We start from the raw sequence: 14,891 nt of genomic DNA, 5'->3' as shown, positions 1-14,891 counted from the left end.
GGCCCCACTCCCGCGTCCGTGGTGATGTGCCGTACCCGACGGTAGCCTTCCGGCCGCCCGCGCGCGGGCACGGCCCAGAAGATCATTCGGAAGGGTGAGCGGGAGGCGCGTCGGCGCCGGCGCCGGGGTCGGATCGCACGGGCGCCCACACGCCGCCGATCGCGTCGTACACCGCCACCGGCCTCGCCTCGCCCTCACCGGCCCAGTGCCACAGCCGTGCGCCGTGCGGCGGCCGCAGCACGATCGGCCCGGGCCCGGCCGGCGGCGGGGCGGACGGCTCGGCGGCCGCGGGCGCGGGCCCGGGGGCGGGCGCCGGCGGGGGCGCCACAGGGCCCTGAGACGGCGCGGGAGCGGACGGTGCGTCCGGAGCCGGGCCGCCAGCCGCCGACGCCGGCGCGGGCGGCGCAGGCGGCGTCTCAGCGGACGGCTCGCCGGACGGCCCGGCGGGCGTCTCGGGCTGCGCGGGACGCGGGGCGGTGTGCCGCCCGAGGGCGCGCTGCTGGGCGTCCAGGCGGGCGACGGCGGCCGCGTCCAGGTGCACCTCGCTGGGCAGCCCCGGATTGACGGCCAGCTGCCAGGCCGGATCGGGCCACTCGGCGGCGAGCTGGGCGAAGGAGGTCTGCCGGTACAGGCTGGACGGCGGGTCGCCGGGCCGCCCGATCGACCGGGCCAGCGACTGCGGCGAGGTGAACACCGTGATGTAGGTGCGCGTGCCGAGCGTCGTCGTGGGGAACCCGGCGGCGCGCGGGTGGGCCGCCTGCCCGGCCGACACCGGCAGCACCAGGTCGGCCGACAGCAGCAGCTCGAAGTAGGTGGTGTGGTCGCCGCGCTGCTTGGCGTCGGCGAGCCGGGACTCCAGCTCGTCGGGGCCGGCGGTCGGCCACGGCGGCGTCCGCCCGGAGGACGGCCCCGGCGCGGAGTCGGGGACCGGCGCGCCCAGCGGCGCCGGGCCGATCCGCTGCGCCAGGTCGACCCCGCCCCCGGCGGCCGCCGACGGGCCCGCCCCGCCCGACAGCGGCGGCGTCGGCCCCTCCGGGCCGGTCAGCCCCTTCGGCTCGGTCGGCGGCACGGCGATGTCCCGGCCCACCAGCCCGTCCAGCGGCTCGCGCGGCGCCGGCGGGCGCCCCTGCGCGAACCCGCCCTGCGCCAGCGCCTCCGCGGAGCTGCGGCGGCGGGTGAGCTGGCCGGGACTGGCCGCCTCGATGCCGAAGTCCGGCAGTTCGATCTGGCCCGTGCCCAGCCGGTGGAACGACTCGTACACCAGGTCGGAGGGCCGCCGCACGCCCTGCACGTCGCGCAGCGCGGTGACCATCATGTCCGACAGGCGGGCGTGGTCGTCGAGGGCGGCGAACGCGGGCAGCTCGGTCCACCAGTTGCGCGGGGCGGGGTCCTCGGGGGGACGCCATCCCGCCTCGCTGAGCACCTCCTCGTCGGCGAGGGTCAGCAGCAGCGGACCGTCCAGGAAGTTGTTGCTGACCGCCTCGGCGTACAGCCGGTCCGGCTCGCGCATCGCCTGGACGTAGTGGCGGCTCTCGTCGCGCTCGCGCACGATCAGGATGGTGTCCCGTTCGAGCACCGCCAGTTCGCGTCCCAGACGCCGGGCGAACTCGGACCACTCCAACAAGATCACTCCCTACGGCCGGGGCACGCGACCCCCGGGCCCGCCGACCCTCACCGGCCGACCCGGCCGATCCTTTCGCGGGACCGCCGGCCGAGACGATGCCGAGATCCCGATGATTGTCGTCCCGGACGCCTCTGGCAAACCGGGAGTTCACTCCGGCGGTGCTTCGTGACGCAGCACACGCAGCGCGCGGCGCAGCCCCTGCGGGTCGTCGTGGTAGACGTCCAGCAGATCGATCAGCTTGTGCAGGATCGCGTGCCGCTCGTAGCCCACGTCCAGCAGCGCCTGCGCCGTCTCCCACAGCTGCGGCGGGTCGCCGTCCCACAGCCGCTGCGCCAGCCGCTCGTGCGCCGCCACGTGCTCGGGCGCCGCCCCCGGATGCTCGAATTCGATCATGACGCGCCGGTCGTGCGGATCGGCCGGGTCCAGGGAGGCCAGGTCGATCACGCGGTCCGGCAGCCGGTGCGTGCCCGACAGGAACGGCAGCGCGAACGCCCGCCGGGGCAGTGCCTCCATGTCCCCGTCCGGCAGCAGCCGGTCGACCAGCTCGCGGCCCAGCCCGAACGCCGACGGGTCGCGGTAGGCCGAGGCGAACTTGGCGGTGGCGTCCCACACCGCGTCCAGCGTGGCGCGGATGCCCTCCTCGGGCAGCCCGGTGCGGCGGCCCGCCCACCGCACCCACGCGGCCAGCACGTGCGGCACCGCCTCCTGCTCGGTGGGCGACAGCAGCACCTTGCGCGGCAGCCAGTCCAGCAGGAACCGCTCGCACTTGGCGGGGCTGACCCGCAGCGGGCGGCCGAAGTCGTGGGTGCAGCCGTAGTCGATGATGCGGTCGACGCAGCGCAGGGCGGCCGACCGGTCGGACAGCTCCTCGGCCTCGTCGGACGCCAGGAACTCCACCCCGATCTTGGCGCGCAGGTCGCTGCCGTAGACCGGCGGCTGCGGCAGCCGCCCGCCCGGCGGCAGCGCCCGCACCCGGGCCCGCACGAACGCGTGGTAGGCGGCGAAGTTCTCGCCGACCGGCGGGTCGTCGGTCTCGTCGGTCAGCCGCAGCGCCGCGTCCAGCATCGCCCGCGCCTGCCGCGGATCGAGCTCCTCGAAGCGCACCAGCGGGTTGTCGCGGCCCTCCCGGCGGCAGTGCTCCAGCAGCCGGTCGACCTGGGACGACACCCACGCGTCGCGGACCATCCCGGCCGCCACCACGCGGCCACCGTCGCCGCCGGCCCGGCCGCCGGGCGCGCCGCCGGAGGACGGGGACGCCCGCAATGTGCCCGGCCTGGTGCGGTCGACCAGCACCACCAGGGCGTGCCGCTCCGCGCCGCCGTAGGAGTAGAGGCACACCACCGAGTCCTGGTCGCCGTACACGTCGCGGGTCGCGTAGCACGCCTCGGGCGCCACCATGCCCACCCGGTCGGCCCAGCCGGGACGCGGCACGCCGCGGTCCATCAGCTCCAGGGCCCCGCGCTCCGCCTTGATCGCCTGCCGGGTCGTCCCCAGGTAGGCCATGCCGGTCAGCAGCGCCAGCGCCGCCGGGGTGCCCGCGCGGACCGCGTGGTCGATCAGCCCCTCGCCGATGATCTGCTCGACGTCACCGCCCTCGACGCGGTGCCCCCACCAGGAGCCGAGGATCTCGCTGACGATCAGTTCGGCGTCCAGCGGGCTGCGCACCGCCAGCAGTTCGCGGGCGTGCCGGAGCATGCCGTCGTAGATCGCGGAGACCTCGTCCGAAGGCTGCGGGCCGTTGCGCGCTGGATCCCCGGAGGAACGGCGGCTGCTCTGGGGACTCACGTCCCCTAGCTTCTCAGATTCGGCGCCGCGCATCGCCCATGACATAGGGGTCTGCCGAAAAGGGACGTGCCGGAATACGGGCGCCCGCCCGCCGCGGCCACCCGAACCCCTGTCGGGCCCCCGCACACCGCCGTTCGGACGGGGCGCTTCAGCCGTCCACGAGCCTTGGGCGCCGGAGGCCGGACGGCGTGTCGCCGCGTCCGGACGGCGGCCGGGACTTGACCATCCCGACCAGGTGCTCGCGGGCCATCCGCTCCACGAGCTCGGGCGTGGCGTCGAGCCCGAGGTGGGTGAGGCACGCCTGGACGTCGGCGACGCAGCGCGCCACGGTGGCCGGGCTGACCCCGGTGAACTCGGCCGCCAGCCGCCGCGTCAGCAGCTCGCGGGTCCGGCTCCGTTGGTCGGCAAGTGCAGGAGGCATCAGGGCTCACCCTCCGCGCCGGGGATCCGGCGGTACGGGCGACCGCCGGGCGAGACGAAGCGCGGAGACCGCCGCCCCGGCCTCGCCTCGGTCCCATTCCAGTCGCTCCGCCGGCAGAGTCAAGGCCCGGCCGAGACCGGAAACGCAAGCTTTACTCGCGTATCGCCGGCGTGTCCTTTTCCTCCTCGGGGGCCTCCTCGGGCTGTGCGGGCGGCGTGCGGCGCGCGCCGTCGAGAGCGTCCAGCCAGGCGGGGTGGTGGCGCGCCGCCCACGTCCGGTCGACGTGCCCGGTGGCGATGCCGGTGAGCGCCCCCCGGTCGCGCAGCGCGTACCAGAGATGGCCCGCGGTCACCACGGCGACGACCAGGAACAGCCAGTCGTGCACGAAGGTCGCCCCGGTCCGCCAGTGGACCGGCCAGGGCCCGGGGAAGGCCAGCATCGCGCCGGTGCCCAGCATCACCAGGATCGCCCCCGCGGTGAACGCGGCGTTGAGCTTCTGCCCGGCGTTGAACTTGCCCACCGGCACCACCCCGCGGTCCAGGCCGCCGACGCGCCGCACCGCCCGCCGGTCGGCGCGGCGCAGCCACTCCCCGTCGTGCGGGCCGAACCGGTTCAGCCGCCGCAGGTCCGCACGGAACGCCCGCGACAGCAGGCCGACCAGCACCGGCACGGGCAGCGCGAACCCGCACCATGTGTGCAGGGGCCTGATCAGGTCGCGGCGGCCCACGGCGGACGACAGCGCCGGCACGTACAGCAGCAGGGCCGTCACCAGGCACGCCAGCATCAGCAGCGCGGTCGCGTGGTGCACCCACCGCTCCGCCCGCGTGAACCGGAGCAGCCGGTCATCGCGGTGCCCGGGATCAGGTCGGCGCATCGTCGCGTCCGTTCGACCGGCCGACCCACGCGTCCACGTCGTACCCGCGGCGCTCCCAGTAGCCGGGGACCACCCGGTCGGTGACCTCGATGCCGCCCAGCCATTTCAGCGACTTGTACCCGTACATGGGCGCGACGAGCAGGCGCGTCGGCCCGCCGTGGTCGTGCGTGACCGGCGCCCCCTGCATCTGGGTGGCGACCAGTACGTCCCGGCGCCGCGCCTGCTCCAGCGTGAGCGACTCGGTGTAGGCGCCGTCGAACGACTCGAACCGCACGGCCTTGGCCCGGGAGGACACGCCGACCGCGTCCAGCAGGTCGGGCAGCGCCACCCCCGCCCACGCCACGTCCTGCACGCGCCACCCCGTCACGCACTGGAAGTCGCGGGTGAGCCGGGTCTGCGGAAGCGCCGCGAGGTCGGCCATCCCGAACGAGCGGGGCCGCGCCACCAGCCCGCCGACCGTGATCCGGTGGCTGGCCGCGTCGCGCCGGGGCACCCGGTCCACCACCGAGTAGTAGCGGAAGCCGCCCGCGGCGGGCAGCACGTCCTGGATGGGGGCGCCGACGGGGGACAGCGTGCGGCTCACGCGGTCCTGTACGGACGCGCCCACCGCGACCCCGACCGCGCCCAACCCGACCATGCCGAGCACGACGCGCCGTCCCACCGGCGCGCCCCGCGGTTCCATATCGTCCACGTCCACGCCGCCTTTCACGTTCGAGCACTCCGGCGCACGGTCCCACCATGGTGTACGTGCCGCCGTAAGGGAATCGTCAGGCGCCGGCTCTCGAACACCAGGTCCTAAGCTGGCCGCATGGCCACCAAGGTTCACCTCAGCCAGCAGCCGGAGGCCGACGAGCTGCTGGGACGCAGCCCGCTGGCCCTGCTGACGGGCATGCTGCTCGACCAGCAGATCCCCATGGAGTGGGCGTTCTCCGGGCCCTACACCATCGCGCGCCGGATGGGCGCCGACGACCTGGACGCGCACGAGATCGCCGCCTGGGACCCGGAGCGCTTCGCCGCGCTGCTGTCGGAGAAGCCCGCCGTGCACCGCTACCCGGGCTCGATGGCCAAGCGCATCCAGCAGCTGTGCCGGTACCTGGTGGAGCACTACGACGGCGACGCCGAGGCGATCTGGCGGGACGCCGCCACGGGCAAGGAGCTGTTCCAGCGGCTCAACGCCCTGCCCGGCTACGGCAAGCAGAAGGCGCAGATCTTCGTGGCGCTGCTGGGCAAGCGCTTCGGCGTGCGCCCGGAGGGCTGGCGCGAGGCGGCCGGGGCGTACGGCGAGGAGGGCTCCTACCGCTCCGTCGCCGACATCACCGGCCCCGAGTCGCTGGCCAAGGTCCGCGCTTTCAAGCAGCAGATGAAGGCCGCGGCCAAGAAGTAGCCGACCACCGCCGGGGCAGGCCGGGCCGGGGTAGGAAGGGCCGGTGGCCGGGGGTGTCCGGGACGCGGACGACACGCCCGGCGCCGCATTCTTTGCCCTCTTTTTGCTTAACCGGTCCGGGTGGGTTACGGACGAGCCGTCACGATGAGCACGGCGCGACCGCAACTCGCCGAGCGGGGCGGCTTCACCGCCCCGCGGGCCCTGGACGTCGTACCATCGGCACTCACCGTCCGTGCGGCCGATCCGGGTGCGTCCCGCAAGTCGCCACGCCCGGGCGGCGCACATTTCCGAGGTTGCGGTGGCGGGTGTATGACAGGGATGTCCTCCGGGACTTCCGTCCACGCCTCGCCATCGGGATGATGAATACCTGACTCCGACCGGTGTTGTGATGGAGGCGGGAGCGCTAGCCTGCTCCCATTCACGCATAGTGATGACGAATTGCCGCGCGGTACGGGACCCTCTGGGGCGGAGGTGTTGTCCATGAGCACCGATACGTCCGTTCCGCATCCCCGGCTCTCGGGGCCGGAGGGCCAGCCCATGGACGCGTCCGACTCCGCCCTGTACGCCACGTTGATGCGGGAGGCGCCCGCCGGGTTCGCGTTCTTCGACACCGACCTGCGCTGCCGCCGCGCCAGCGACGCCCTGGCCGGGATGCTCGGCGTCCCGGTGGCCCGGCTGCACCACAAGACCCCGGCCGAGGTGCTGCCCGACGAGCTGGCCGCGGCGTTCGAGCGCGCGCTGCGCCGCGTGCTGGCCGACGACCGGCCGCTGTCGGAGCAGGACATCACCGTCCGGCTGCCCCGGCAGGACGAGGGCCCGCACGAGCCGAGCGGCCCGGACGACCCGCCGCCCGCCGCCGGTGCGGCGACGGCGCAGGCCGCCCCGGACACGGGCGCCTCGTCGGTGCCCGCGCCCGCCATGCCCCCGGCCGGCGCCATCCCGCCGGCCGCCGCGGTGCCCGGGCCCGGCGCCGACGAGCGCATCCTGGCCTGCTCCTGGCTGCCCTCCCACGGCGCCGACGGCAAGCAGCTCGGGGTCGTGCTGACCGCCCTGGACGTCACCGAGCGGCGCCGCGCCGAGGAGGTCATCCGCCGCAAGGAGCAGCGCTACCGCTCCCTGGTGGAGGCCAGCTCCCAGGTCGTGTGGGTCGCCGCGCCCGAGGGCGGCGTGATCGACGACGCGCCCGAATGGCGGGCGATCACCGGCCAGACCCCCGAGGACTACGCCCTGGGCGGCTGGCTGGCCGTCGTGCACCCCGAGGACCGCGCCCGCATCGAGGCGCACTGGCGCGAGTGCGTCGACGACAACCGGGTCTTCGAGACCGCCTACCGCATCCGCACCAAGTCCGGCACCTACCGGCACTTCGACGTGCGCGCCGTGCCGATCTGGCGGGGCGACCGGGTGATCGAGTGGGTGGGCGCCAACACCGACGTCACCGGCCAGCGCGAGGCCGAGGAGATGCGCGGCCGCCTCACCGAGCAGCTGTCGGCCGCCGCGCTGCGCACCGCCCGGCTGCAGCAGGCCACCTCGATGCTGGCCGAGGCGCTCACCGTCAGCCAGGTGGTCCAGGTGATCACCGAGGTGGGCCGGTCGGCGATCGGCGCCGACTACTCGGCCGTGGCGCTGCTGGACGACGACAAGCTGCGGCTGTCGGTGGTGTCCCCGCCCGGCGACGGCCGCGGCGGCGAGGGCCGCGCGGTCCGCGAGGAGATCAAGGTCTCCGACCAGACGGTGATGTCGGTGGCGGTGCGCGAGAGCCGCCCGTTCCTGGCCGAGCACCCCGATAGCCTGCGGCTGCAGCTCGGCCGCGACGAGGCGGGCCTGTTCCTGCAGCACACCGAGGAGCGCGCCTGGGTGGGCCTGCCGCTGCTGGCGGCCGGGGCGCCGATCGGCGCGCTGCGGTTCTCCTTCACCCGGCCGCGCGAGATCACCGAGGAGGAGCGGGTCTTCCTGGAGGCCCTGGCCGGCCAGTGCGCGCTGGCCGTGGAGCGGGCGCTGCTGTTCGAACGCGAGCACCGCACCGCCGAGGAGCTGCAGCGCAGCCTGCTGCCCAGCGACCTGCCGCGGCTGCCCGGCATGCAGCTGGCCGCCCGCTACGACCCCGCCACCCGGCACGTGCAGGTCGGCGGCGACTGGTACGACGTGTTCCGGCTGCCCGACGACCGGCTCGCCGTGGCCGTCGGCGACGTCATGGGCAAGGGCGTGCTCGCCGCGGCCGGAATGGGCCGCGTCCGCAACGCGCTGCGGGCGCTGGCCCTCAACGACCCCCGGCCCGCCGCCGTGCTGGCCGGGCTGGACCGGCTCTTCAGCGCCACCGAGGACGAGGAGCAGTTCACCACCGTCGCCTACGCGGTCATCGACCCCGAGACCGGCCGCGGCGCGTTCAGCAACGCGGGCCACCCTCCGCTGCTGCTGATCTCCGGCGACGGCGCCGCCGCGCTCAGCTCCCGCGAGCCCGGGACCCCGCTGGGCTGGCCGTCGCAGCGGCAGCAGGCGAGTTTTTCCATCGAGACCGGCAACACTGTGGTCTTCTATTCCGATGGACTTGTGGAGAACCGTAGGCGTGGGGTGGACGCCGGGCTCGACGAACTGGTCGCGGCCGCGTCGGACGCCCCACCTGAAGTGGTAGGAGACCCCGAGAGACTCGTCGACTTCCTGGTCGATCGGATGCTTGCCGGGTATGAGCAAGTGGACGATGTGACCGTACTCGCCCTGCACGTCCCGCCCAAGACCGGGTAGAAACGCCCCTTGGGGCCGCGTTGAGCGGGCTGCCTCCGTACGAAGGACCGCTCGACGCCCTCTAAGGTGGTGTGTTACCGGGCAGACATCACAGAAGCGGAATGCGCAGCCGTGCCAGAATGCTTGACCCTTGTAAGAGCGGGTACGCTGCGGTCCCGCACAGGGTGGCCCCGCCCGGTGTGTGGTCCCACCCCGTGTGAGGCCGAGCCCGTCAGGGCACTTGGGTCAACCAACCCACACGTTCGTTCGAGAGGTATTTGTGTCGCCTGCTAGCTCGACCTCGAAAGCGTCGGAACTGCACGAGCACGTGATCGCGCAGCTGATCGAGCGTGGACGGTCCCAGGGTTACCTCGAAGCCGACGACGTACGCCGTACGTTCGAAGAGGCCGACATCCCCGTGTCGAAGGCCTCCAGGATTCTGCGGAGCCTCAGCGAGAAGGGTGTGACCGTCATGGTCAGCGCTGCCGACTCTGCGGCGCCGAAGCGTTCGCGCAAGCGGGCGAGCACGCCGCGCAGAGCCAAGACCGCCGCTGCCGCCAAGGAGCAGCCTGACACGGTGACCGCCGTCGTGACCGAACGGTCCGGCGAATCCGCGGGCGCGGGGGAGTCGTCCACCCGCACCGCCCCCGCCCGCAAGACCAAGTCCGCGGCCAAGTCGACCGCCAAGAAGCAGGCCAAGAAGAGCGCGGGCGCCGCCAAGAAGAGCTCCGCGGGCAAGAGCGCGACCAGGAAGGCGGGCCCGGCCACCGCCAAGGTCGAGACCCGCCCGGGCGACGAGCCCGACCTCGAGGACGACGTCGATGTGACCGACCTGGAGGACACCGACCTCAGCGATCTCGAGGCCGACCTGGCCGACGACGGCGCGGTCGTCGACGACCAGGCCGACGTCGAGGACGAGGAGGAGGCCCCCGCCAAGCAGTCCGCCAAGGAGGGCTCGGCCGGCGACGGCGAGGAGGAGGCGTTCGTCCTCGGTGACGACGACGAGGACGCCCCCGCCCAGCAGATCGCGGCCGCCGGCGCCACCGCCGACCCGGTCAAGGACTACCTCAAGCAGATCGGCAAGGTCCCCCTGCTGAACGCCGAGCAGGAGGTCGAGCTGGCCAAGCGCATCGAGGCCGGTCTGTTCGCCGAGGAGAAGCTGGCCAAAGAAGGCCACCTGATGTCCGACGAGGACCGGCTCGACTACGAGTGGATCGCCGAGGACGGCCGCCGCGCCAAGAACCACCTGCTGGAGGCCAACCTGCGGCTGGTGGTCTCGCTGGCCAAGCGCTACACCGGCCGCGGCATGCTGTTCCTGGACCTGATCCAGGAGGGCAACCTCGGTCTGATCCGCGCGGTGGAGAAGTTCGACTACACCAAGGGCTACAAGTTCTCCACCTACGCCACCTGGTGGATCCGGCAGGCGATCACCCGCGCCATGGCCGACCAGGCCCGCACCATCCGCATCCCGGTGCACATGGTCGAAGTGATCAACAAGCTGGCCCGGGTGCAGCGGCAGATGCTCCAGGACCTGGGCCGCGAGCCCACCCCGGAGGAGCTGGCCAAGGAACTCGACATGACCCCCGAGAAGGTCGTCGAGGTGCAGAAGTACGGCCGCGAGCCGATCTCCCTGCACACCCCGCTGGGCGAGGACGGCGACAGCGAGTTCGGCGACCTGATCGAGGACTCCGAGGCGATCGTCCCGGCCGACGCGGTCAGCTTCACGCTGCTGCAGGAGCAGCTGCACTCGGTGCTCGACACGCTGAGCGAGCGCGAGGCGGGCGTGGTGTCCATGCGGTTCGGGCTGACCGACGGCCAGCCCAAGACCCTGGACGAGATCGGCAAGGTCTACGGGGTGACCCGCGAGCGCATCCGGCAGATCGAGTCCAAGACCATGTCCAAGCTGCGCCACCCGTCCCGCTCCCAGGTCCTGCGCGACTACCTGGACTGAACGAACGCGACCGCCTGGGCCGGACCCTTTCCCGCGCGCCCGCCCCTTCCCCCTGCGAAGGCGGCGGGCGTCCGCGTCCCCGGCCTCCGCATGTCCGCCGCATGCCCGCCCTCCCCGCGGAGCGAGGCGGGCGGGCGGCGTCAGGAATGCAGGATGACGTCCAGGTTCGTGCCGTTCAGCTCGACGGTGTGACCGAGGTCCGCGGCGGCCTTGGCCAGCTCGCCGGGGGTCCGCGGCGCCGCTCCGGACGCGATCAGGCCGCGGGCGAGGGCGCCGCGGGTCGCCTTGGCCATGTGGCTCACCACGGTGCGTTTCGGCACGCCGTCCACGACCCGCTCGCGGAAGACCCGCACCGCCACGGCGGGGCCGGGGCCCGCCTTCCACGCGGCGGCGTACGGGCCCGAGCGCATGTCGACGATCAGCCCGTCCAGCCGCAGCGCCTGCTTGAGCGCGGGCCGCCACGCGGCCGCCACCCCGCCGATCCCCGGCAGGGACGCGTTCATCGCCAGCCGGTACGGCGGGACGCGGTCGATCGGCCGCAGCGCCCCCCAGAGCCCGGAGAACACGATGATCCGCTCGGCGGCCAGGTCGGGGTCGAGGGAGGGCAGGTCGAGGTTGTTGTAGAGCACGCCGGTGTACAGGCGTGCGGCCGGCAGCGCGGGCGCCTCGGTCAGGGCCCGGTTGCGGGCGAGCGCCTCCTCCGCCTGCCCGGCGGGCAGCCCGAGGACGTCCGCCGCGTCAGGGCGGCGGGAGACCTCGCGCAGCGCGTCCAGCATCCTGGCGCGGGTCGGGGTGAGCTCGGGGAGGCTCAGCGCCGCCAGGTCGAGCGGCGGACCGTCGCCGCCGGACGCCTTGCGCTCCGACGGCGGCAGCAGAATATGCACCGTCTGTTCCTCGAATTCGACATACGCGCGGTGACCGGCCGAGAAGCGGCATGCGACGGCGAATCGCCGCCCGTGCCGTCACCATTCGCATTCAATCGACTGCGGAATGTGATGGCCGGAGGTGCTCGGGAATGCGAAACGGCGGCCACCGTCCGGTGACCGCCGCCGCGGACTTCTATGGGGGCGGCTACCGCTCCTCATTGGATGCGGAGGCCGGAGTCGCGTGCAGCCTGTCGGTCTCGTCCTGGATGTCGGCCCCGGTGGCACGGAGCGCCTCTGCGTACTTACGCCCGTGGTGGGCGCAGAACAGAAGGTCGCCGCCGCCCACAAGGACCGCACGGACGTAAGCCTGAGCGCCGCAACGGTCGCAGCGGTCTGCGACGGACAGCGGCTTGGTCGGGGCAAGGGCTCCAGTCACGGCACCTTCCTCAAGTTCGGGGTCGGTACTTAGGACAACATCTAACCCGACCTCGACGTTCCCAACCTGTTTCTTAGTACGCCCACAGCAGAATGGGCGAATAAGTGACCGAGGTCACACCATTCCCGGGTGGTTCGTGGTGTTTTCTCGACGGGGCCTTCACGGCACCGCGGGTGACCGTATGCGCGCCCTCCGTATGCTGCCCCAGGTGAGCGGGGTCACGCTTCCCATGATCATGATTCGTGCCCTCCGCTTTCCGGCCGTGCCGGGCGGCGTTCACGGAGGTTCGCTGCCAATCGGACAGGTCGCACGTGTTCCCTTGTCGCGGGACAGCTCCCCCGCAGGGCCGGTCGAAAGTATGTTCTCCCAGGCCACGCCCCCTCCGCCGTGGTTACATGGGCGGGACCCGGGAATCGGGGGACCGGGCGACGGCCGCCCGTGCGCGCGGACCCGCCCGCATCCGCCGCCGGGGCGGCGCGGACGAGGCGGCGCGCCTGTGAAAAGAGTGTCGGCGGCCGGGGGTAACCTTCTGCCGAACTCGACTGATTCGACCACCCGAGCCTGCCTCATCCCCGAGGAGCGCACCAGTTGACCGCCGCGACCGCTGAAGCGACCACCGACGACCCGCACGGCTACTCCGCCCGGCACCTCTCGGTGCTGGAGGGGCTGGAGGCCGTACGGAAGCGACCCGGCATGTACATCGGGTCCACCGACGGACGTGGGCTCGCGCACTGCTTGTGGGAGATCGTCGACAACTGCGTCGACGAGGCCCTGGCGGGCTTCTGCACGCACATCTCCGTCACCCTGCACGCCGACGGCTCCTTCGAGGTGGCCGACAACGGGCGCGGCATCCCGGTCGACATCGAGCCCAAGACGCGCCTGTCCGGCGTCGAGCTGGTCATGACCCGGCTGCACGCCGGCGGCAAGTTCGGCGGCGTGTCCTACACCGCCTCCGGCGGCCTGCACGGCGTGGGCGCCTCGGTGGTCAACGCGCTGTCGGCCCGCATGGACGTCGAGGTCGACCGCGAGGGCCACACCCACGCGATCAGCTTCCGGCGCGGCCTGCCCGGCGAGTTCGACGGCGACGGCCCGACCGCCAAGTTCAAGAAGAAGTCCGGGGTGCGCAAGGTGCGCCGGGTCGCCAAGACCACCACCGGCACCCGGGTGCGCTTCTGGCCGGACATGCGGATCTTCCTCAAGGGCGCCACCGTCGAGACCCAGCAGGTCCTGGACCGCATGCGGCAGACCGCGTTCCTGATCCCCGGCCTGGCCATCGACGTGCGCGACGAGCGGGGCGAGGAGGTCGTCGAGGAGACCTTCAGGTTCGACGGCGGCATCAGCGAGTTCTGCTCCTTCCTGGCCAAGGACGCGCCGGTGGTGGACGTGCTGCGGCTGCAGGGCCGGGGCCACTTCACCGAGACCGTCCCGGTGCTGGACGACCAGGGCCACCTCATCCCGCAGGACGTCGAACGCGACCTGGAGGTCGACGTGGCGCTGCGCTGGGGCACCGGCTACGACACCGTCTGCAAGTCGTTCGTCAACGTGATCGCCACGCCCAAGCACGGCACCCACGTGCGCGGGTTCGACCGGGCCCTGGTCAGGGTGATCAACGAGCAGCTGCGCGCCACCCGGCTGCTGAAGAACAGCGACGAGGACGTGATCAAGGACGACGTCCTGGAGGGCCTGACCGCCGTGGTCACCGTCCGGCTGCCCGAGCCGCAGTTCGAGGGGCAGACCAAGGAGGTGCTCGGCACCTCGGCGGCGACCCGGATCGTCCAGCAGGTCGTCACCCGCGAGCTCAAGGCGATCTTCGAGAACCCGCCGCGCGGGCAGAAGCAGCAGCTGCGCATGGTGCTGGAGAAGGTGGTCGCCGCGGCCAAGACCCGCATCGCCGCCCGCACCCAGCGCGACAACCAGCGCCGCAAGACCGCCCTGGAGAACTCGGCGCTGCCCGCCAAGCTGGTCGACTGCCGCACCACCGACGACCGCAGCGAGCTGTTCATCGTCGAGGGCGACTCCGCCCTCGGCACCGCCAAGCTGGCCCGCAACTCCGAGTTCCAGGCGCTGCTGCCGATCCGCGGCAAGATCCTCAACGTGCAGAAGGCGTCCGTCGCCGACATGCTCAAGAACGCCGAGTGCGCCGCGATCATCCAGGTGGTCGGCGCGGGGTCGGGCCGCTCGTTCGACCTCGACTCGGCCCGCTACGGCCGCATCATCCTGATGGCCGACGCCGACGTCGACGGTTCGCACATCCGCTGCCTGCTGCTCACCCTGCTCTACCGGTACATGCGCCCCATGCTGGAGGCGGGCCGCGTGTTCACCGCCGTGCCGCCGCTGCACCGCATCGAGCTGCTCAAGCCGAAGAAGGGCCAGGACAAGTACGTCTACTGCTACAGCGACGCCGAGCTGCGCAAGAAGCTGGTGGAGTTCGAGCGCAAGGGCCTGCGCTGGAAGGAGCCGATCCAGCGCTACAAGGGCCTCGGCGAGATGGACGCCGACCAGCTGGCCGAGACCACCATGGACCCGCGCCACCGCATCCTGCGCCGCATCCGCATCGAGGACGCCGAGGAGGCCGCCCGCATCTTCGACCTCCTCATGGGCAGCGACGTGGCGCCCCGCCGCGAGTTCATCGCCGCCGGCGCCGCCGAGCTGGACACCGAGCGCATCGACGTCTGACCCGGCGCCCTGCCCCGCCCGCTCCGCGCACCGGAGTGAGCGGCCGCCCGCCCGAGGCGGCCGCCCCACAAGCCCGCCGGTGCGCGGCTCGGCGACTAGGCCGTGTCCGGTGGATCATGCGTTGATCCAGAACAAGGCGGTGACCAGCACGATCGC

Annotated in this window: 11 protein-coding genes; 4 read left to right on the top strand and 7 right to left on the bottom strand. The window is 73.0% G+C overall.

Annotated elements, in window-relative coordinates:
• Positions 1–82: 82 nt before the first annotated feature.
• The 5 genes from ABD879_RS16030 to ABD879_RS16010 form a co-directional block, all read right to left on the bottom strand.
• Positions 83–1,624 (bottom strand): SseB family protein, encoded by a 1,542-nt coding sequence (locus ABD879_RS16030; RefSeq protein ID WP_345022213.1) that lies wholly within the window; start codon positions 1,622–1,624, stop codon positions 83–85.
• Positions 1,625–1,771: 147 nt separating this feature from the next.
• On the bottom strand, positions 1,772–3,409 hold the full coding sequence (locus ABD879_RS16025) for a hypothetical protein (RefSeq protein WP_425549638.1): 1,638 nt from the start codon (positions 3,407–3,409) through the stop codon (positions 1,772–1,774).
• Positions 3,410–3,557: 148 nt separating this feature from the next.
• Entirely contained in the window at positions 3,558–3,830 is a 273-nt protein-coding gene (locus tag ABD879_RS16020) for a hypothetical protein (RefSeq protein ID WP_345022212.1), read from the bottom strand.
• A 151-nt stretch (positions 3,831–3,981) separates the two neighbouring features.
• Positions 3,982–4,704: a cytochrome b/b6 domain-containing protein gene (locus tag ABD879_RS16015; RefSeq protein ID WP_345022211.1), complete on the bottom strand. Its 723-nt coding sequence runs from the start codon at positions 4,702–4,704 to the stop codon at positions 3,982–3,984.
• The gene (locus ABD879_RS16010; protein ID WP_345022210.1) at positions 4,691–5,401 is read right to left on the bottom strand and encodes a molybdopterin-dependent oxidoreductase; all 711 of its coding nucleotides are present in this window, start codon (positions 5,399–5,401) and stop codon (positions 4,691–4,693) included. The genes ABD879_RS16015 and ABD879_RS16010 overlap by 14 nt, the downstream gene beginning before the upstream one ends.
• A 111-nt stretch (positions 5,402–5,512) precedes the next feature.
• On the opposite strand from ABD879_RS16010, the gene ABD879_RS16005 reads away from it, so the two are divergent.
• The 3 genes from ABD879_RS16005 (at position 5,513) to ABD879_RS15995 (ending at position 10,757) form a co-directional block, all read left to right on the top strand.
• A complete protein-coding gene (locus ABD879_RS16005) occupies positions 5,513–6,088 on the top strand; it encodes an HhH-GPD-type base excision DNA repair protein (protein ID WP_345022209.1) in 576 nt (191 codons plus the stop codon).
• Between the two features lie 480 nt (positions 6,089–6,568).
• Entirely contained in the window at positions 6,569–8,827 is a 2,259-nt protein-coding gene (locus tag ABD879_RS16000) for a SpoIIE family protein phosphatase (RefSeq protein WP_345022207.1), read from the top strand.
• Between the two features lie 259 nt (positions 8,828–9,086).
• Positions 9,087–10,757 (top strand): RNA polymerase sigma factor, encoded by a 1,671-nt coding sequence (locus tag ABD879_RS15995; protein ID WP_345022205.1) that lies wholly within the window; start codon positions 9,087–9,089, stop codon positions 10,755–10,757.
• A gap of 140 nt (positions 10,758–10,897) precedes the next feature.
• Here the strand turns inward: ABD879_RS15995 and ABD879_RS15990 are convergent, their stop codons facing one another.
• Together ABD879_RS15990 and ABD879_RS15985 are read right to left on the bottom strand one after the other, a co-directional pair.
• Positions 10,898–11,641, bottom strand: a complete 744-nt coding sequence (locus tag ABD879_RS15990) for a YaaA family protein (protein WP_345022202.1) — start codon at positions 11,639–11,641, stop codon at positions 10,898–10,900.
• 187 nt (positions 11,642–11,828) lie between these two features.
• On the bottom strand, positions 11,829–12,059 hold the full coding sequence (locus tag ABD879_RS15985; protein WP_345022200.1) for a DUF7455 domain-containing protein: 231 nt from the start codon (positions 12,057–12,059) through the stop codon (positions 11,829–11,831).
• A gap of 588 nt (positions 12,060–12,647) precedes the next feature.
• On the opposite strand from ABD879_RS15985, the gene ABD879_RS15980 reads away from it, so the two are divergent.
• A complete protein-coding gene (locus tag ABD879_RS15980; RefSeq protein WP_345022198.1) occupies positions 12,648–14,735 on the top strand; it encodes a DNA gyrase/topoisomerase IV subunit B in 2,088 nt (695 codons plus the stop codon).
• Positions 14,736–14,891: the final 156 nt, after the last annotated feature.

Origin of the sequence: Actinomadura keratinilytica (assembly GCF_039539665.1) — a bacterium.
GTDB lineage: Bacteria > Actinomycetota > Actinomycetes > Streptosporangiales > Streptosporangiaceae > Spirillospora > Spirillospora keratinilytica.
The sequence above is the reverse complement of the archived record's forward strand: the minus strand, read 5'-3'. Positions and strand labels throughout refer to the sequence as shown.

Coding starts and splice junctions, on each gene's coding strand:
- ABD879_RS16015 (WP_345022211.1), bottom strand. CDS start 4,704: ATGCGCCGACCTGATCCCGGGCACCGCGATGACCGGCTGCTCCGGTTC.
- ABD879_RS16005 (WP_345022209.1), top strand. CDS start 5,513: ATGGCCACCAAGGTTCACCTCAGCCAGCAGCCGGAGGCCGACGAGCTG.
- ABD879_RS16000 (WP_345022207.1), top strand. CDS start 6,569: ATGAGCACCGATACGTCCGTTCCGCATCCCCGGCTCTCGGGGCCGGAG.
- ABD879_RS16020 (WP_345022212.1), bottom strand. CDS start 3,830: ATGCCTCCTGCACTTGCCGACCAACGGAGCCGGACCCGCGAGCTGCTG.